Below are 18,020 nucleotides of genomic sequence, written 5' to 3' on the forward strand. Positions count from 1 at the left end.
TTACTCTTTGGCTGCCGCAGCCAGCTCCTGAATCATAAACATCACCGACGTTGCCCCGGGATCCTGATGCCCGATGCTGCGCTCGCCGAGATAGCTGGCGCGACCTTTACGGGCCTGCATGGTGATGGTCGAGCGGGCGGCGTCTTCCGCATGTTTCACTGCGGCATCCAGCGCGTGCTGAACCGACAGGTGCTGTTCGCTGGACTGACGCAGTGACTCAACGACCGGGAGCCAGACATCGCACATGGTTTTGTCACCGGGCTCTGCTTTCCCGCGGTTGACCACGCCGTCCGCCCCTTCGCGCATCATCTGATACAGCTCATCGAGGGTCAGGCTCTGGTGAGCCTGTGTCACCTGGGCTGCGCGGATAAAGAAGGTCCCGAACAGCGGGCCGCTGGCACCGCCGACGTTGGAGAGCAGCGTCATCCCCGTATTTTTGAGGATAAAGCCGATGTCTTTATCGGCAATGGACGGCAGCTTTTCCACCACTTTGCTGAAGCCGCGGTACATATTCAGGCCGTGGTCGGCATCGCCAATCTCTTTATCCAGGCCGGTCAGAAAATCTTTCTCTTTGGTGAAGATATCGCCGCAGCGATAGAGCCAGTTAACGATTTGCGTTCTGTTCAGTGACATGTCGTGCTCCTTAATGGCCCCAGTTCAGCGCCGGGGTATGAACGGGGGCGTCCCATAATGCCAGCGTGTCGTCATCGACTTTCAGCAGCGTGAGGGAGAAGCCCACCATATCGAGCGATGTGCAGTAGCTGCCGATGAGATTGCGTTCGATAGCGATGCCGTACTCCTCGCAGCGAGTGGCCAGGCGGTTGTATACGCCATACAGCTCAGACAGCGGGGTGGCGCCAAGGTTATTGACCAGCGCGATAACGCGGTCGCCCTTCTGTAGCGCCTGTTTACCTTGCGTGACGTCCCGCCAGCTTCCTTTGACGGTATCCCACTCGCGCAGCGTGCGGCTGTAGGTGCCGTTCTCGAGCAGGGTGTCGAACATCTCATCGACGGTACGATCGAGTGAACTGAAGGCGCGGCGGTCGATGCCTGGCTCGCCGTGGATACCAACGCCGAACTCCATCTCATTATCTTGTAATTCGAATGATGGCTGTCCGGCGGCCGGCACGGTACAGGCGCCCAGTGCAACACCAATAGAGTGCCCAAGGTTGTTAAGCCTCCGGCCCAGCTCAGCGCAGGCCTCCAGTGAATCGCCGCGTTCAGCGGCCGCGCCGACCAGTTTTTCAATCAGCACGGTGTTGGCGACGCCACGGCGCCCGGCAGTGTAGAGGCTGTCTTTGACCGCCACGTCGTCATCGATCACCACGGTAGTCACCTTTATGCCGCTTTCGTGCAGCAGTTCGGTGGCGGTTTCGAAGTTGAGAATATCCCCGGTGTAATTTTTGATGAGCAGCAGCACGCCTTCGCCGCCGTCGATATTCATCGCGCATTCGAACATTTTATCCGGCGTCGGTGAGGTGAAAATCTCGCCCGGACAGGCGCCGGCAAGCATGCCTTTGCCGATATAGCCGCAGTGCATCGGCTCATGTCCGCTGCCGCCGCCGGAGAGCAGTGCCACTTTTCCGGCGACCGGCGCATCGGCGCGGGTGACATACACCGGGTCCTGATGCAGCGTTAATTCAGGGTGGGCTCTGGCAAGGCCAAGCAATTGTTCACTCAGTACATCTTCGACACGGTTAATCAGTTTTTTCATTATGTATGCTCCGTCGGAGTGATGCGATGCGGCCTCTCTACGCACGGAGGCGGTCATCGTGTAGGGGTATCGTCTGGCGTGAAGAACCACCCGGCGATGTCATGATTCTGGCTGAGTTAACGGAAAAAAAAATGTCGAGAAAACCGGTTTCATAACGGAACACGGTTATTTATTTTTGTTCCGTTATGAAACGATATCGACGACGAAAAGAGAAAAATGCGAGCTAAGCCTGTTTTTTCGCCCCGGCTTCAATGGCGACAGGCGCGGGTGGCAGCGAGATTTTCTGATATGTTTTCTGCTGCTGAGAGCAACGGCTCTGGCGGATTATGCGGTTTTTTTCGCGGCATGGCATTGAATGAGCGGATCGGGATCGCAATCCCGTCGTTTTTCGGTAATTGATGTTCCAATATGGAACGTTAAAAAATATTCTCTGTTTCATATCAGAACAAAAACGGGAAAAATTTTTTTGTTCACCGCTCGCCCTACAGTGTTTGCATCGCTCCGGCCACGATCCCGTTTCCGCCATAAACCGAAGGCTGAACAGGATGACGCCAGGGCTCATCATGTAAAACATGCACTTATTTGAGGGTGAAAGGAATGCTAAAAGTTATTCAATCTCCGGCCAAATATCTTCAGGGTCCTGATGCGTCCACGCTATTTGGCCAGTATGCCAAAAACCTGGCGGACAGTTTTTTCGTGATTGCCGATGACTTCGTGATGAAGCTGGCGGGAGACAAGGTACTCAATGGTCTGCATAACCACGGTTTAAGCTGCCACGCGGCGCGTTTTAACGGTGAATGCAGCCATGCGGAAATCAACCGCCTGATTGCGATTCTGAAGCAGCACGGCTGCCGCGGCGTGGTGGGAATTGGCGGTGGGAAGACGCTCGATACGGCCAAAGCCATCGGCTTCTACCAGAAGCTGCCGGTAGTGGTGATCCCGACGATTGCCTCTACTGATGCGCCAACCAGCGCGCTGTCGGTTATCTACACCGAAGCCGGTGAGTTTGAAGAGTATCTGATCTATCCGAAAAACCCGGATATGGTGGTTATGGATACGGCCATTATTGCCAAAGCACCGGTGCGTCTGCTGGTGGCTGGAATGGGCGATGCGCTCTCGACCTGGTTTGAAGCCAAGGCCTGTTTTGATGCCAGAGCGACCAGCATGGCCGGCGGGCAGTCCACGGCGGCGGCGTTGAGCCTGGCCCGCCTGTGTTATGATACGCTGCTGGCCGAAGGCGAAAAAGCGCGCCTGGCGGCGCAGGCTGGCGTGGTTACCGATGCGCTGGAGCGCATTGTCGAAGCCAACACCTACCTCAGCGGCATTGGCTTTGAAAGTAGCGGCCTTGCCGCGGCACACGCTATTCATAACGGCTTCACCATTCTGGAAGAGTGCCACCATCTGTACCACGGCGAAAAAGTGGCGTTTGGCACCCTCGCGCAGCTGGTGCTGCAAAACAGCCCAATGGAAGAGATTGAAACGGTGCTGGGCTTCTGCGAGAAAGTCGGCCTGCCGGTGACCCTGGCACAAATGGGCGTCAAAGAAGGCATTGAAGGAAAAATTCAGGCGGTCGCGGAAGCGACCTGCGCGGAAGGTGAAACGATCCATAACATGCCATTCCCGGTAGCGGCCGATAATGTTTACGCCGCGATCCTGACGGCCGATTTGCTCGGCCAACAGTGGCTGGCGCGTTAACCTCTGGCTGACCTGCTTCCTGCAGGATGAAGCGTGTCCTACCCCTCTGGCAGTGTCTGCCGGAGGGGTTATCTATTTTAAACAGCGGAAAGGGAAATGACGGCGCAGACTCAGGACTCCGGGAAAACAGTATCTTCCGTTATCAGCCAGTCGTGGCATCGTTGCAGTCGGTTTATGCCACGGGAAACCTGGCAGGCACCGCATCAGGCGCAGGGGCTGACTTTCGAATCAATCTGCCGACGTAAAACCGCGCTGCTAACCATTGGCCAGGCTGCGCTGGAAGATGCCTGGGAATTTATGGATAGCCGACCCTGCGCGCTGTTTATCCTCGATGAGTCCGCCTGTATTCTCAGCCGCTGTGGGGAACCGCAGACGCTGGCGCAGCTGGCCGATCTTGGATTTCTCGACGGCAGCTACTGTGCGGAGAGCATTATCGGCACCTGCGCGCTGTCGCTGGCTTCGATGCTGGGTCAGCCGGTGAAAACGACCGGCGAGCAACATTTTAAACAGGCGCTGCACGGGTGGTCATTTAGCTCCACGCCGGTGTTTGATAACCACGGTCGCCTGTTTGGTTCTATTTCGCTGTGCTGTTTGACCGAAGAGCAGGCTTCCTCTGATTTGTCTCTGACGCTGGCTATTGCCCGGGAAGTGGGCAACTCACTGCTGACCGACAGCCTGCTGGCCGAATCCAACCGCCACCTCAACCAGATGTATGGCCTGCTGGAGAGCATGGATGACGGCGTGATGGCGTGGAATGAGCAGGGGGTCTTGCAGTTTCTTAACGTCCAGGCCGCGACGCTTCTGCATCTTGATGCGCAGACCAGCCAGGGGAAAAATATTAACGAACTGGTGACGCTGCCGGCGCTGCTGCGCCGGGCTATTAAGCATGCGCGCGCGCTGAACCACGCGGAAGTCACGTTTGAAAGCCAGCATCAGTTTATCGATGCCGTCATTACCCTCAAACCGATTGTCGAAGAGCAGGGCAATAGCTTTATTTTACTGCTGCACCCGGTGGAGCAGATGCGCCAGCTGATGACCAGTCAACTGGGGAAAGTGAGCCATACTTTCGAGCAGATGTCCTCGGACGACCCCGAGACGCGGCGGCTGATTCATTTTGGCCGTCAGGCGGCGCGGGGGGCTTTTCCGGTTCTGCTTTGCGGTGAAGAGGGCGTGGGCAAAGAGCTGGTCGCCCAGGCTATCCATAATGAAAGTGAACGGGCGGGCGGCCCTTATATTGCGGTCAACTGTCAGCTGTATGCCGACAGTGCGCTGGGCCTGGATTTTATGGGGAGTGCGCCGACCGATGATGAAAACGGGCGTCTGAGCCGCCTGGAGCTGGCCAGCGGCGGGACCCTGTTTCTGGAAAAAATTGAGTACCTGGCGCCGGAGCTACAGTCTGCGCTGCTGCAGGTCATTAAGCAGGGAGTGTTAACGCGGCTGGATGCCCGGCGCCTGATCCCGGTGGATGTTAAGGTCATCGCCACCACAACCGTCGATCTGGCTAATCTGGTGGAACAGAACCGCTTTAGCCGCCAGCTTTATTATGCGCTGCACTCGTTTGAGATAGTTATTCCACCGCTGAGATCGCGGCGCAACAGTATTTCCTCGCTGGTGCACAACCGCCTGCGTAGCCTGGAGAAGCGCTTTTCATCGCGCCTGAAAGTGGACGATGACGCCCTTGCGCAACTGGTGAGCTACTCCTGGCCGGGCAATGATTTTGAGCTCAATAGTATTATTGAAAATATCGCCATCAGCAGTGATAACGGGCATATCCGCCTGAGTAACCTGCCGGAATATCTCTTCTCTGAGCGGCCGGGGAGTGACACTGCGTCGCCGCTGTTACCTGCCAGCCTGACCTTCAGCGCCATTGAGAAAGAAGCCATTATCCACGCTGCTCGCGTCACCAGCGGCCGGGTACAGGAGATGTCCCATCTGCTCAATATCGGGCGCACGACGCTGTGGCGCAAAATGAAGCAGTACGATATCGACGCCAGTCAGTTTAAGCGCAAAAACCAGGACTGATTTCCCGGCGTTCCCCCTTACGGGCATATGTGACGGGGGCTGCGTTTATGCGTGCAACGCCAGACCTATCGAACAGAAAAACGCCATGCAAACGTTTGACTGAGGGCTGAATCAAAGAAAGGCAACGATCTCTTTGATATCCCGGCGGACTTGGGTCCATAGTATAAACATGTTCATCACATGGTAAATTTTAAGGATAAGAGCATGCCAACAGCGATAGATAAAGCATTAGATTTTATTGGTGGAATGAACACATCAGAACCGGCTCCGCCTTCAATGGATGAAAGCACAGCTAAAGGAATTTTAAAGTATTTGAATGAGCTAGGTGTTCCGGCGAGTGCTGACGACGTGATGGCGCGGGGTCAGCTGGAGGGATGGAATACCGGCTTCACGGAAAAAGTGGCCGGATGGGCAGATAAAATCGCATCTGGTGACCGTCTCATCATTAAAAACCCTGAGTTCTTCTCTTCCTACATGCGGGAGCAGCTCCGGGAACTGGTGTGAGTTGAGCGTTGCAACCGCACATTCCGGACTACGCTATTCAGCGTGTAAGGTATAAAAAAAGGAGCGATCCGTTGTTAACGGCGCTCCTTATATTTTCAGTATGATCATCCTGTTAGCATAACGCTCAAAAAACAATCGAATAGATAGTTGCTCACGGTAATTAATTTTTATCCTAAAAGCTTCATGATAGAATAACCTTACACTTTGCAATGGAATGACAAACGTGAAACCCTATAACACAAACAAAGCCATCGCCAGCTTAGTTTTGATATTACTCATCCCCTTCATTGTCATTTGTGTTTATACCTATCTCTATATTGATTTAAGTAGTAAAAAAGAATTTAAAAGTACCATGTCCCGGTTTACGACTAACGCTTCAAAGGCCAACATTGAAACGCCGGTCAATGAGATAAAGTTAATGTTCAGAAGTCTGTCTGCTAATATCGACGAGGCGGATATCGAAAAGTATTTGAGCGGTGAGAAGACTGATTTAAATACCGTGATACCAGCAATAACAGACTCAACCGTATTTTTTAGTAATGTCATCATTTCGGATCCTAACGATAAGTATAAAATATATCCAAACGTTGTGTTACGTAAATTTTCTCCACGTTCAAGGCCGTGGTACCCGCTGACGGCTACAAAGGATTTTATCAGCTATTCAGAACCTTACCCGTCAATTATTGATGATGTAAATGGCACTGCTAAATTAAAAAAGAAGTCTATTACCGTAAGCATGAATCTGTTTAATAAACATTCTGATTTTATCGGGAATATTGCATTCGATCTGGATTTAAAGTCCATAAGTTCCACCATCAATAATAAAATGCCGCCCTATCATGGTAAGTTTTTAATTACTTCGTCGACAGGGGAGGTGGTGCTGAGTGAGAACAAGAACGAGATTCTCCGTAAAAAGGTGCCACTCTCCTGGATTGAACGGGCATCTGATGTTGAAGGGGAGTTTTATGATAGTAAAGAGAAGGTTTTTGTTTTCTATAAAACATTCATGAATCCTGACTGGTTCGCTTTTACTATCGTAAATGAAAGTGATTACCATGATATTACCAGTATTGCCAAAAAGACATTCTGGATAGTGACGTTATCCTGTCTGGTGTTTTACATGATTATGGTTTTCCTGGCTAAGTTGTACATGGAGAAGATAATCTCAAGGCTCTATATGGGGATTAATGGGATCGACCCCAGGGAAGAGAAAATAACAATGGGTGCGATCTATGCCGATATCAGGAAGAATAAAGAAAATCTTGAACAGGCTGTTTATAACGCTACCGTTGATGGCTTAACGAAAATATTTAACAGAAGAAAATTTGATGATGATATTCATCAGCTCATTAAAGATGAGACGACATTCTATCTGGCAATAATAGATATAGATGATTTTAAAAGGATAAATGATACATATGGTCACGATGCCGGCGACGTTGTTTTGCAAACTGTCAGTAAGACAGGGAGCCAGGTGGTTGGCAGTGAACATTGCATCTACAGGTTCGGTGGGGAAGAGCTGTGTGTTATCTATGTCGGCGAAGATTATGACTGTTTTTACCAGATGATTGATACCTGGTTGCAGATGGTTTCTATCCGTAAATGGCGGGAGGCCGAATTGCATGTCACGTTCAGTGCGGGTATGGCTAAACACGTCAGCGGTGAATCTGCGGAACAGCTATTGAAAAGAGCGGATGCCAGGCTTTACCAGGCGAAAATGGCCGGCAAAAACCGTATCATCGGGGAATGATCGTCATAAGAAACGTCGCCTCGTTTCTGAAGAAGGTTTGCAGACGCAAAGTACTTCGTGCTACCTGCGGAGCAACGGAAGAAAGAGTTCGCGACTGAAATACAGGTGAACTTTTCAAGGGGGTTTGCCGTCGCCTGTCTGGCAGTACAGCAGCGTTGGGGATAATCAGAGTTGCCACGCGGAACGCATGATGAACGTTTAGCTTTATTGGGCAACATTGACGTAGAGGATCCGGACCTCAATCATGAGCTGAGTCAGCACATCACTTACGTGGCTCAACGCAACGGGATGGAAGCCCGAGCGAAGATTTATGCGGAGCGTCAGCAGATCCTCAATATGGTATTTGTGCTATCGACAGTTTATGGATGACAACAAAAAGGAGTTAGACGATTTCTCATCTAACTCCTTGTTTTATTTGGTGGCCCCTGCTGGACTTGAACCAGCGACCAAGCGATTATGAGTCGCCTGCTCTAACCACTGAGCTAAGGGGCCGTGGCGAGGGATTATAAAGTAACTGGCAGATGCAATCCAGCGCAAAACGCACGGCTGCTGTTTTTATAAACAATGCATTTTCAATCCTTTATAATCACCTTTTAGGTATTGAGCGGGTGGAAAGATGATTAACGATATTCTGGCCCCGGACCTACGGGTGATCTTCTGTGGCATCAATCCAGGAAAGTCCTCTGCCCATACCGGTTTTCATTTCGCGCATCCGGGCAACCGTTTCTGGAAAGTGATTTACCAGGCTGGCTTTACCGAGCGCCTGCTGAAGCCGGAAGAGGAGCGGCAGCTGCTTGATACGCGCTGCGGGATTACCATGCTGGTGGAGCGTCCGACGGTGCAGGCCAGCGAAGTTGCCTTGCAGGAGCTGCGCAGCGGCGGACGGGAGCTGGTGCTGAAAATTGAACAGTATCAGCCGCGGGCGCTGGCAATTCTTGGCAAGCAGGCTTTTGAGAAAGCGTTTCAGGTTCGCGGTGCCCGCTGGGGTAAGCAGCAGGTGACCATCGGCGATACGGAAGTGTGGGTGCTGCCTAACCCCAGCGGATTGAATCGGGCGACCCTGGAGAAGCTGGTGGCGGCGTATCGTGAACTGGATGAAGCGCTGGCGTCGCGAGGTCGATAGCCTCCCGTGACGGTGCCGTGGTCCTTCCCGGCAACAGGGTAAACTGAAGGCAAAAAAAAGCTCCCCTCGGGGAGCTTTTTTATTTCCGGCAACGATTAATCGTCGAGGAAGCTACGCAGCACTTCAGAACGGCTCGGGTGACGCAGCTTGCGCAGCGCCTTCGCTTCGATCTGACGGATACGCTCACGGGTGACGTCGAACTGCTTACCGACTTCTTCCAGCGTGTGGTCGGTGTTCATGTCGATACCGAAACGCATACGCAGAACTTTCGCTTCACGAGCGGTCAGCCCTGCCAGCACGTCGTGAGTGGCGGCACGCAGGCTTTCCGTGGTTGCGGAGTCCAGCGGCAACTCGAGGGTGGTATCCTCGATGAAATCACCCAGATGCGAATCTTCATCGTCGCCGATCGGCGTTTCCATGGAGATAGGCTCTTTGGCAATTTTCAGCACTTTACGAATCTTATCTTCCGGCATCAGCATGCGTTCTGCCAGCTCTTCCGGCGTCGGCTCGCGGCCCATTTCCTGCAGCATCTGGCGGGAGATACGGTTGAGCTTGTTGATGGTCTCAATCATATGCACCGGGATACGGATGGTGCGCGCCTGATCCGCGATAGAGCGGGTGATCGCCTGACGGATCCACCATGTTGCATAGGTGGAGAACTTATAGCCGCGACGATATTCGAACTTATCAACCGCTTTCATCAGACCGATGTTACCTTCCTGAATCAGATCCAGGAACTGCAGACCACGGTTGGTGTATTTCTTAGCAATAGAGATAACCAGACGTAAGTTTGCTTCAACCATCTCTTTCTTCGCACGGCGGGCTTTCGCTTCACCGATGGACATACGACGGTTGATATCTTTAACCTGCTCGATGGTCAGTCCGGTTTCTTCTTCAATCTGCTGCAGCTTCTGCAGGCCGCGCTGAACGTCTTCTTTTACGTCGTGCAGCTTTTCAGACCACGGCTTGTTCATCGCAACCGCAGCGTTGAACCAGGTTTCGCTGGTTTCGTTGCCGGTGAACAGGGTGATGAAGTTTTTCTTCGGCATTTTGCACTGTTCGACACACAGTTTCATGATGATGCGTTCCTGAGTACGGACGCGATCCATCATGCTACGCATGCTGCCGACCAGGTAATCGAACTGTTTCGGTACCAGACGGAACTGTTTGAACACTTCGGACAGCTTGAGAATTTCTTCCTGTGCTGCGGCGTGGCTACGCCCTTTCGCTTTGATGGTGTCGCGGGTCAGTTCGTACTGCGTACGCAGTTCAGCGAATTTCGCGCGCGCCAGCTCAGGGTCGATGCTGTTGTCGTCATCGCTGCTGTCGTCGTCTTCTTCTTCATCTTCGTCTTCGTCGTCATCCATCTCTTCCTGAGAGAGTTCAGAGCCGACGTGCGTGGCAGTAGGCGCCAGGTCTTCTTCTGCGTTAGGATCGACGAAACCGGTGATCAGGTCAGACAGACGCGCTTCTTCAGCTTCAACGCGATCGTACTGCTCCAGCAGATAGGTAATCGCTTCCGGGTATTCAGCTACGGAGCACTGAACCTGGTTGATCCCATCTTCAATACGCTTGGCGATGTCAATTTCGCCTTCGCGCGTCAGCAGTTCTACGGTACCCATTTCGCGCATGTACATGCGCACCGGATCGGTTGTGCGTCCGATTTCAGATTCAACACTGGACAGTACCTGTGCAGCAGCTTCTTCTGCATCTTCGTCAGTGTTGTTGCTGTTTTCAGCCAGCAGCAGATCATCGGCATCCGGTGCTTCTTCCATCACCTGAATGCCCATGTCATTGATCATTTGGATGATGTCTTCGATCTGATCGGAGTCGACGATATCTTCCGGCAGATGGTCATTGACCTCGGCATAGGTCAGATAGCCTTGCTCCTTACCACGTTGGACAAGAAGCTTCAGCTGTGACTGCGGGTTTTGCTCCATAAGACGGTATCCACACTTAATTCGTTTGATTGGTGTCGACAGACAAACTGCCAACATTTAAAGCGAGGGCGTACTTATATTATTGCCGCTGCGCCTCAGCGCGGCTGTCGGGGGCTTCCCGAACGATATTCGGCACTTAAGCCGTGCAATTCATTTTTTTGCCAGTTCCTGACTGATAGTCCAGAGTTCCCGGCGTTCCTCACTGCTTAAACCGTGTGTGCGGTCGCGAGCTATCAACTCTTCTTGCCGCAGTTCCAGCAGTGAATCAAACATATGGTTGAGCGAGTCGGTGAAGGTTTTTTCCGCGATATCTTTATCTGCTATATCGTCCCACATCGACAGTTTTTCAAGGGTTGCGGCCTCATTTGTACCGCGATACTGCTCTAAAAGTTGCCCGGTGGTCAGACCTGGCTGAGACAAACAGGTTTTGACCAGTTCGCTGAACAGGCCAAGCCCGGGCATTTTGCGCTGATCCAGACCTTCTAAAGGTGGAACCAGCGGTGCCAGATCCGGGTTTTGCACCAGCAGTCCTATTAGTATACGCATGGTCGTGCGTTTTAGCTGCGGTGCGGGGCGCGGGGCGCCATTTTCTGTCTGTTTTGGCATTAAACGTTCAAGCTGGGCGTCATCTAAAATCCCCAGCTTGTTGCCCAACTCCTGGCGCAAATAAATACGCAGCGTTTCGCCCGGCACCTGGGTTATCAGCGGCAGCGCTAAAGTACTGAGCTGCGCTCGCCCGTCCGGGGTGCTCAAATCGACCTGCGGCAGCAGGCTGTTGAACAAAAACGTGGAGAGCGGTTGAGCCTGCTCCATCCGCGCTTCAAACGCGGCTTTACCCTCTTTGCGCACCAGCGTATCCGGGTCTTCGCCGTCGGGCAGAAACATAAAGCGTAGCTGACGACCGTCGGTCATGTACGGCAGCGCCGTTTCCAGCGCGCGCCATGCGGCATCGCGACCAGCTCTGTCTCCGTCGTAACAACAGATGACCTGATTGGTTGCCCGGAACAAAAGCTGAATGTGGTCGGCTGTCGTCGACGTACCCAGCGAAGCGACGGCATAGTTAATGTCGTACTGCGCCAGCGCCACGACGTCCATATAGCCTTCGACAACCAGCAAACGCGGTGGTTCGGCGTTATCCTGCTGCGCTTCATACAGACCGTACAGCTGACGGCCCTTATGGAAAATATCGGTTTCCGGGGAGTTAAGGTATTTCGGCAGGGCATCGCCCAGCACGCGTCCACCAAAACCAATGACCCGGCCTCGCTTATCGCGGATAGGGAACATCACCCGTTCGCGGAAGCGGTCGTAACTGCGCCCCTTATCGTTCGTGACCAGCATGCCGGCATCAATAAGTGACTGGCGATTTTCTTGATTGCCGCCAAAACGTTTTAGGACGTTATCCCAACCGGGAGGGGCGTAACCAATCGAGAAGCGCGTAATGATCTCGCTGCTTAAGCCACGTTTCGCCAGATACTGGCGCGCAGGGTCGGCGGCGGGTTGCATCAGAGACTGTTGGTAAAACGCATTCAGGCCGTCCATCAATTGATAGAGACTTTGCCGCTGATGGCGCTCTATTTGACTCGGCCCGTTACCTGCTTCGTATGGCACTTCGAGGTTGTGCATGGCGGCCAGTTCTTCAACCGTCTCCACGAACTCGAGCTTGTCGTAGTTCATCAGGAAGTCGACTGCGTTGCCGTGCGCACCGCAACCAAAGCAGTGATAAAACTGTTTTTCACCGTTGACGGTGAAAGAGGGGGTTTTTTCGTTATGAAATGGACAACACGCGTGGTAATTCTTGCCCTGCTTTTTGAGCTTTACCCGTGCGTCGATGAGATCGACGATGTCGGTGCGCGCCAGCAGGTCATTGATAAATACGCGTGGAATTCGTCCAGCCATAGGCCCCGTATACTATACACATGCTCTTGAAACGGCCTCAGCGTTAGCTGCGCGCGCTCCGGCATGATGCTGTGTATATGCTAATGCATAAACGAAAATAAGCCGCGCATTCCTTCCGGAAGCACGGCCTTACAACAACAACTCGGTCTGAATTGAGGGCTTTGGCCCTCAACAGATTAGTACAGACGAGTGCGGCGTGCGTTTTCGCGAGCCAGTTTCTTCGCGTGACGTTTCACTGCAGAAGCTTTAGCGCGCTTACGTTCGGTAGTCGGTTTTTCATAGAACTCACGACGACGAACTTCCGCCAGAACACCTGCTTTCTCACAGGAACGCTTGAAGCGACGCAGAGCTACGTCGAACGGCTCGTTTTCACGTACTTTAATTACCGGCATGTGCCTCTCACCTTTGATTAATTCGGTTTGCTGCTGGCATCAACGCCAGCTTATTTCAAAATGGTGCCGAATTTTACTGCAACTGCTGCTGCTTTGTAAAGCACCGGCGCCCTTTTTGAAAGGACTTTTATAAGGGTGAGGAGTATACACGAGGGTTCTTCCTGGGGCGAACAAAGTTTTAACTCCGCTCGCTTCAGAAGTGTAAGGTATCACCTTCCGGGCTTAATCCGGGCGCCGTCCGGCGAGGTGTGGCCTGACGGTTTTTGAGGCGCTGCGTTGCCGTGACCCGATACGCTGAGGGTATACATCAACCCGCATTGGTCCTAAACTGCGCGGTATTAGAGCGAGGTAAAACAAGACATGCGTGTACTGGGTATTGAAACATCCTGCGATGAAACCGGCATCGCCATTTATGACGACGAACAAGGTCTGCTGGCCAACCAATTGTATAGTCAGGTGAAATTACACGCTGACTACGGCGGCGTGGTGCCGGAGCTGGCTTCGCGCGACCACGTGCGTAAAACCGTACCGCTGATTCAGGCCGCGCTGAAAGAAGCCGGGCTGACGGCGAAAGAGATCGACGCGGTAGCGTATACCGCAGGTCCGGGTCTGGTCGGTGCGCTGCTGGTCGGGGCAACGGTAGGGCGTTCGCTGGCGTTTGCCTGGAACGTGCCGGCGATTCCGGTGCACCATATGGAAGGGCATCTGCTGGCGCCGATGCTGGAAGATAATCCCCCTGCGTTCCCGTTTGTGGCGCTGCTGGTCTCCGGTGGACATACCCAGCTCATCAGCGTAACCGGTATTGGTCAGTACACTTTGCTCGGTGAGTCTATCGATGATGCCGCCGGGGAAGCGTTTGATAAAACCGCCAAACTGCTGGGGCTTGATTATCCCGGCGGCCCGATGCTGTCTAAGATGGCGGCTCAGGGCACAGAAGGACGGTTTGTTTTCCCCCGTCCGATGACCGATCGCCCCGGCCTGGATTTCAGCTTCTCCGGCCTGAAAACCTTTGCGGCTAACACCATCCGCAATAACGATGACGACGAGCAGACCCGTGCAGATATCGCCCGTGCATTTGAAGATGCGGTGGTCGATACGCTGATGATTAAGTGTCGTCGTGCGCTGGAACAGACAGGCTTTAAACGCCTGGTGATGGCCGGTGGCGTGAGCGCCAACCGCACGCTGCGCGCGAAGCTGGCGGAGATGATGACAAAGCGCGGCGGCGAAGTGTTCTATGCCCGCCCGGAATTCTGCACCGATAACGGCGCAATGATTGCCTATGCCGGGATGGTTCGCCTGAGCTCCGGTGCAAAACCCGATCTCGGTGTGACCGTCCGTCCGCGCTGGCCGCTCGCTGAACTGCCGGCAGCATAATCTGCATTACAGGCCGACACTGCATCGGCCTGCCTTTTTCTGCCTTCCTGCGTTACTCCATACTTTTACACAGCGAGCAAATAGCGCCCTGATGCTTGTGCGAATGCATCACATCCGGACGTTCGTACTCTTCTTCACAGCTCACGCACTGGTAAACGGTAATGGACGCGTTGCCCTGCGCGTCGTAGCGCGGCTCGCTAATACCGTCATCGTGCTGCTTGATATAGTAGCGCCCGCCGGTGAGGATGCCCATCAGTGGGGTCATCACCAGCGCAACGACCAGCGCAATCAGCGGAGAGAACGGCGCCAGCGTGGCACCCAGCAGGCCGAAGAACGCGCAGATGGACAGCCCGGCAGCCAGAGCGAAAGAGACCACGCCTACCGGGTTAACGTTGTGGATCATCCCGCGACGATATTCCGGTTGTGCCGGGGCGAGCTTCAGCAGACCCTTGTTTACGGTGATATCGGTCGCCACCACCACCACCCAGGCAATGGCAAAGTTGGAGTAGAAGCCAAGAATCCACGACAGCGCGCTGAACATATCGCCTTCCATCAGCGCCAGCGCAATGGCCAGGTTGACGATGACGAAGATAATCCGTCCCGGATAGCGTTTGGTGGTCCGCGTCCAGGCGCTGGTCCACGCCAGCGAGCCGGAATAGGCGTTAGTAACGTTGATCTTAATCTGCGAAATGACCACCAGCACCACGGCCAGGGTCAGCGCCAGCCAACCGGGCACGAGGTTATCAAAGACGCTGACGAACTGCTGTACCGGTTCGGTGTTATGCACCGCCGGAAAGCGAGTCAGCAGATAGAAGCCGAGGAAGGCGCCGATAATCTGTTTTATGGCGCCTAATACCACCCAGCCTGGGCCTGCGGAAAAGACTGCCAGCCACCAGCTTTTGCTGTTTTCAGCGGTTTTAGGTGGCATAAAGCGCAGGTAATCGATCTGCTCGCCTATTTGCATAATCAGCGACAGGCACACCCCGGCGCCGAGCATGATAGCGGTTAAATCGACGTGCGCTGCATTATTCCTGCCTCTGAAGTTCATAAAGCTGTCGACCAACGCCGGGTCTTTGGCAATCAGCCAGGCAACCGGCACGACCATCAGCACCAGCCACAGCGGCGTGGTCCAGACCTGCAACCGGGTCAGGGCTTTCATGCCGTAAATGACCAGCGGCAGCACCATCAGAGTGGCGATGAGATAGCCCATCCACAGCGGGATACCTAATCCAACCAGCAGGCCCTGAGCCATAATCGAACCTTCAAGGGCGAAGAAAATAAAGGTAAAACCGGCGAAAATAATGCTGGTGATGACCGAGCCAAAATAGCCAAATCCGGCGCTGCGGGTGATTAAGTCGAGATCGATGTTGTAGCGCGCAGCGGTAATCGCCAGCGGGATCCCGGTGAGGAAAATGACCAGTGCCGCCAGCAGGATGGCGTAAATAGCATTGGTGGTACCCCATGCCATACCGATACTGGCGCCGATAGAAAAGTCCGCCAGATAGGCGATGCCACCCAGCGCGGTGACGGCGACGACGCCAGGTCCCCAGCGACGAAAGCTCAGCGGAGCGTAGCGGAGAGTATAGTCTTCCAGCGTTTCTCTGGAGCCAGATGCCCCGGCCTGTGCAGGTAACTCAGTTTTAATATCCAGTGATGACATAGTCATTCCTTAATGGTTAGGCATGACTGGAATTAGCAAACCTTATGCCACTTCGCAGAGCAGCGCTGGCGGGGACTTACGGCGTGGGGATGAATAAATCGGGGCAGGATATGCACCATCCGAACGCACGTGCGCCCGGATGGTGCGAAGGTGCTTAACGCAGCATGCCTTTGTCTTCGAGGAAGGCAATGATGTTGTTCAGGCCATCGCCGCTTTTCAGGTTGGTAAAGGTCCACGGACGCTCGCCGCGCATACGCATCGTATCGCGCTCCATAACCTCAAGCGACGCGCCCACATACGGTGCAAGGTCGGTTTTGTTGATCACCAGGAAGTCAGACTTCGTGATCCCCGGCCCGCCTTTACGCGGGATTTTTTCCCCTTCGGCAACGTCAATGACATAGATGGTCAGATCCGCCAGCTCCGGGCTGAAGGTGGCGCTCAGGTTATCACCGCCGCTTTCGACAAAGATCAAATCGAGGTTGCCGAACTTCTCGCTCAGCGCTTCTACCGCCGCAAGATTCATCGAAGCATCTTCGCGGATCGCGGTATGTGGGCAGCCGCCGGTTTCGACGCCGACGATACGTTCAGGTTCCAGTGCGCCCGCCTCGGTGAGAATACGCTGATCTTCTTTGGTGTAGATGTCGTTGGTGACGACGGCCAGCTGCCAGGTGTCGCGCATAGCTTTACACAGCGCTTCCAGTAGGGCTGTTTTCCCGGAGCCGACCGGGCCGCCGACGCCGACGCGCAGCGGATGTTTGTAGTTGTGCATACTCTCTCCTAGGAACGGAATAATCGGGAATACTGGGTTTCATGTCGGGCGGAAGCAATGGCGGCCAGCGGCGTGGATGAACCTATCGCGCTGTCCGGCGCCGCAAGGGCGCGGGCCATATCCGCCGCGTAGCGATCGCACAGGCGCAAAATCAGCTGTTGGGCGGCCTGCTGGCCGAAAGGAACCAGCTTAACCCCCGCCATGACCGCGCTTTCAATCCAGCTGTACCCCAGGCTCAACGCCAGGTCCGGAAGCGCGATTTGCCACCGCACGCCGAGCCAGGCCATGCCGGCCTGCTGGCTTTGTCGGCACAAAATGCGCCATTCCTGCGGGCAATCCGGCTGCCAGTCGGCCAGCAGCCGGGCAAATGCTGCGCCGCGATTGCGCTCTTCTTCACGCAGTTCGCGGGTCTCTCTACAGGCGATCAACCAGGCGGTCCAGCGCTGTGCTGACGGCAGATCGTCGTTTTCACAGGCGTAATACAGCCGGGCGAACAGCGGGAGATCGACGGTAAAAAAGCTCTGTTCCATCTGTTGCAGCTGCCAGCGTTCGAAAGCGGCGGTATCGGGCACCCAGCCAGCTTCCACCGCCCATTCCAGCCCTTGCGACCAGCTATAGCCTCCGACCGGCAGGTTGCTGCTGGCCAGCTGCATTAGTCGCAGGCGTTTTTCCGACGTTGGCATTTAGTGACTGTGCTCATGATGGTGATGGTCATGATCGTGGCTATGACCATGGCTGTGGCCGTGGCTTTCGCTGGCGTAGGCGCCGGCTTCCGGCTCAAACGGCAGTTGGGCGAACGTCACCTCCAGGCCGAACTGGCGCAGCATATCGTCCAGCACATGGTCATGGTGGTAGCGCAGTTCGCCGGGCATAATTTGTAGCGGAACGTGGCGGTTGCCGAGGTGATAGCAGGCTTTCGCCAGCATGAACGGATCGTCACAGCGCACAACGGAGACCCCTTCATCCGCAGCGATAACTTCTACAAACTCGCTACTGTCTTCATTACTGAGCACATCCCCGCCGCGCAGCAGCAGTCCGCGCGGTAACAGTAAACCCGCTTCGCGACCATCGTTGAGGGTGACTTTGATACGACTTTTTACCCGCACATCGATCGGCAGGGTGAGGCTGGCGGTCAGTTTGCCAGGAGAATCAACTCGTTGGGTCAGATAGATCATCTGGAC

The 18,020-nt window shown here is 54.2% G+C and carries 15 protein-coding genes and 1 tRNA gene; 6 read left to right on the forward strand and 10 right to left on the reverse strand.

The window, feature by feature from the left end; all coding sequences use genetic code 11:
• Nucleotides 1-633 carry a dihydroxyacetone kinase subunit DhaL gene (gene dhaL, locus ACMYSK_RS22635; protein WP_434638628.1) on the reverse strand — a complete coding sequence of 211 codons (633 nt, stop codon included), beginning with the start codon at nt 631-633 and terminating at the stop codon, nt 1-3.
• 10 nt (nt 634-643) lie between these two features.
• Nucleotides 644-1,714: a dihydroxyacetone kinase subunit DhaK gene (gene dhaK, locus ACMYSK_RS22640; protein WP_434638630.1), complete on the reverse strand. Its 1,071-nt coding sequence runs from the start codon at nt 1,712-1,714 to the stop codon at nt 644-646.
• 597 nt (nt 1,715-2,311) lie between these two features.
• On the opposite strand from dhaK, the gene ACMYSK_RS22645 reads away from it, so the two are divergent.
• The 4 genes from ACMYSK_RS22645 (at nt 2,312) to ACMYSK_RS22660 (ending at nt 7,685) form a co-directional block, all read left to right on the forward strand.
• Nucleotides 2,312-3,409: a glycerol dehydrogenase gene (locus tag ACMYSK_RS22645; RefSeq protein WP_434638631.1), complete on the forward strand. Its 1,098-nt coding sequence runs from the start codon at nt 2,312-2,314 to the stop codon at nt 3,407-3,409.
• Between the two features lie 96 nt (nt 3,410-3,505).
• On the forward strand, nt 3,506-5,431 hold the full coding sequence (dhaR, locus tag ACMYSK_RS22650; RefSeq protein WP_434638633.1) for a dihydroxyacetone kinase operon transcriptional regulator DhaR: 1,926 nt from the start codon (nt 3,506-3,508) through the stop codon (nt 5,429-5,431).
• A 180-nt stretch (nt 5,432-5,611) separates the two neighbouring features.
• Nucleotides 5,612-5,935 carry a DUF1889 family protein gene (locus ACMYSK_RS22655; RefSeq protein ID WP_434638634.1) on the forward strand — a complete coding sequence of 108 codons (324 nt, stop codon included), beginning with the start codon at nt 5,612-5,614 and terminating at the stop codon, nt 5,933-5,935.
• Between the two features lie 223 nt (nt 5,936-6,158).
• Nucleotides 6,159-7,685 carry a sensor domain-containing diguanylate cyclase gene (locus tag ACMYSK_RS22660; RefSeq protein ID WP_434638635.1) on the forward strand — a complete coding sequence of 509 codons (1,527 nt, stop codon included), beginning with the start codon at nt 6,159-6,161 and terminating at the stop codon, nt 7,683-7,685.
• Nucleotides 7,686-8,101: 416 nt separating this feature from the next.
• On the opposite strand, the gene ACMYSK_RS22665 is transcribed toward ACMYSK_RS22660, so the two are convergent.
• Nucleotides 8,102-8,177, reverse strand: a tRNA-Ile gene (locus tag ACMYSK_RS22665).
• Between the two features lie 124 nt (nt 8,178-8,301).
• Here ACMYSK_RS22665 and mug point away from each other — a divergent pair.
• On the forward strand, nt 8,302-8,808 hold the full coding sequence (mug, locus tag ACMYSK_RS22670) for a G/U mismatch-specific DNA glycosylase (RefSeq protein WP_434638636.1): 507 nt from the start codon (nt 8,302-8,304) through the stop codon (nt 8,806-8,808).
• Between the two features lie 95 nt (nt 8,809-8,903).
• Here mug and rpoD read toward each other — a convergent pair whose 3' ends face one another.
• From rpoD to rpsU, 3 genes are all read right to left on the reverse strand, one after another.
• Nucleotides 8,904-10,748, reverse strand: a complete 1,845-nt coding sequence (gene rpoD / locus ACMYSK_RS22675; RefSeq protein ID WP_434638637.1) for an RNA polymerase sigma factor RpoD — start codon at nt 10,746-10,748, stop codon at nt 8,904-8,906.
• A gap of 150 nt (nt 10,749-10,898) precedes the next feature.
• Nucleotides 10,899-12,644: a DNA primase gene (dnaG, locus tag ACMYSK_RS22680; RefSeq protein WP_434638638.1), complete on the reverse strand. Its 1,746-nt coding sequence runs from the start codon at nt 12,642-12,644 to the stop codon at nt 10,899-10,901.
• Between the two features lie 176 nt (nt 12,645-12,820).
• Entirely contained in the window at nt 12,821-13,036 is a 216-nt protein-coding gene (gene rpsU, locus ACMYSK_RS22685; protein ID WP_001144069.1) for a 30S ribosomal protein S21, read from the reverse strand.
• 360 nt (nt 13,037-13,396) lie between these two features.
• On the opposite strand from rpsU, the gene tsaD reads away from it, so the two are divergent.
• On the forward strand, nt 13,397-14,410 hold the full coding sequence (gene tsaD / locus ACMYSK_RS22690; protein ID WP_434638639.1) for a tRNA (adenosine(37)-N6)-threonylcarbamoyltransferase complex transferase subunit TsaD: 1,014 nt from the start codon (nt 13,397-13,399) through the stop codon (nt 14,408-14,410).
• Nucleotides 14,411-14,462: 52 nt separating this feature from the next.
• On the opposite strand, the gene ACMYSK_RS22695 is transcribed toward tsaD, so the two are convergent.
• From ACMYSK_RS22695 to ureE, 4 genes are all read right to left on the reverse strand, one after another.
• The gene (locus tag ACMYSK_RS22695; protein WP_434638640.1) at nt 14,463-16,070 is read right to left on the reverse strand and encodes a purine-cytosine permease family protein; all 1,608 of its coding nucleotides are present in this window, start codon (nt 16,068-16,070) and stop codon (nt 14,463-14,465) included.
• A gap of 154 nt (nt 16,071-16,224) precedes the next feature.
• The gene (ureG, locus tag ACMYSK_RS22700) at nt 16,225-16,839 is read right to left on the reverse strand and encodes an urease accessory protein UreG (RefSeq protein ID WP_434638642.1); all 615 of its coding nucleotides are present in this window, start codon (nt 16,837-16,839) and stop codon (nt 16,225-16,227) included.
• Nucleotides 16,840-16,847: 8 nt separating this feature from the next.
• Entirely contained in the window at nt 16,848-17,522 is a 675-nt protein-coding gene (locus tag ACMYSK_RS22705; protein WP_434638644.1) for an urease accessory protein UreF, read from the reverse strand.
• Nucleotides 17,523-18,014 carry an urease accessory protein UreE gene (ureE, locus tag ACMYSK_RS22710; RefSeq protein WP_434638646.1) on the reverse strand — a complete coding sequence of 164 codons (492 nt, stop codon included), beginning with the start codon at nt 18,012-18,014 and terminating at the stop codon, nt 17,523-17,525.
• Nucleotides 18,015-18,020 lie beyond the last annotated feature (6 nt).

The sequence above is a fragment of the Klebsiella sp. I138 genome (assembly GCF_051131765.1).
Lineage (GTDB): Bacteria > Pseudomonadota > Gammaproteobacteria > Enterobacterales > Enterobacteriaceae > Klebsiella.

Bases quoted from the DNA above. Each gene is read 5' to 3' on its own strand.
- dhaL (WP_434638628.1), bottom strand. From the start codon at position 633: ATGTCACTGAACAGAACGCAAATCGTTAACTGGCTCTATCGCTGCGGC.
- dhaK (WP_434638630.1), bottom strand. From the start codon at position 1,714: ATGAAAAAACTGATTAACCGTGTCGAAGATGTACTGAGTGAACAATTG.
- ACMYSK_RS22645 (WP_434638631.1), top strand. From the start codon at position 2,312: ATGCTAAAAGTTATTCAATCTCCGGCCAAATATCTTCAGGGTCCTGAT.
- dhaR (WP_434638633.1), top strand. From the start codon at position 3,506: ATGACGGCGCAGACTCAGGACTCCGGGAAAACAGTATCTTCCGTTATC.
- ACMYSK_RS22655 (WP_434638634.1), top strand. From the start codon at position 5,612: ATGGTAAATTTTAAGGATAAGAGCATGCCAACAGCGATAGATAAAGCA.
- mug (WP_434638636.1), top strand. From the start codon at position 8,302: ATGATTAACGATATTCTGGCCCCGGACCTACGGGTGATCTTCTGTGGC.
- rpoD (WP_434638637.1), bottom strand. From the start codon at position 10,748: ATGGAGCAAAACCCGCAGTCACAGCTGAAGCTTCTTGTCCAACGTGGT.
- dnaG (WP_434638638.1), bottom strand. From the start codon at position 12,644: ATGGCTGGACGAATTCCACGCGTATTTATCAATGACCTGCTGGCGCGC.
- rpsU (WP_001144069.1), bottom strand. From the start codon at position 13,036: ATGCCGGTAATTAAAGTACGTGAAAACGAGCCGTTCGACGTAGCTCTG.
- tsaD (WP_434638639.1), top strand. From the start codon at position 13,397: ATGCGTGTACTGGGTATTGAAACATCCTGCGATGAAACCGGCATCGCC.
- ACMYSK_RS22695 (WP_434638640.1), bottom strand. From the start codon at position 16,070: ATGTCATCACTGGATATTAAAACTGAGTTACCTGCACAGGCCGGGGCA.
- ureG (WP_434638642.1), bottom strand. From the start codon at position 16,839: ATGCACAACTACAAACATCCGCTGCGCGTCGGCGTCGGCGGCCCGGTC.
- ACMYSK_RS22705 (WP_434638644.1), bottom strand. From the start codon at position 17,522: ATGCCAACGTCGGAAAAACGCCTGCGACTAATGCAGCTGGCCAGCAGC.
- ureE (WP_434638646.1), bottom strand. From the start codon at position 18,014: ATGATCTATCTGACCCAACGAGTTGATTCTCCTGGCAAACTGACCGCC.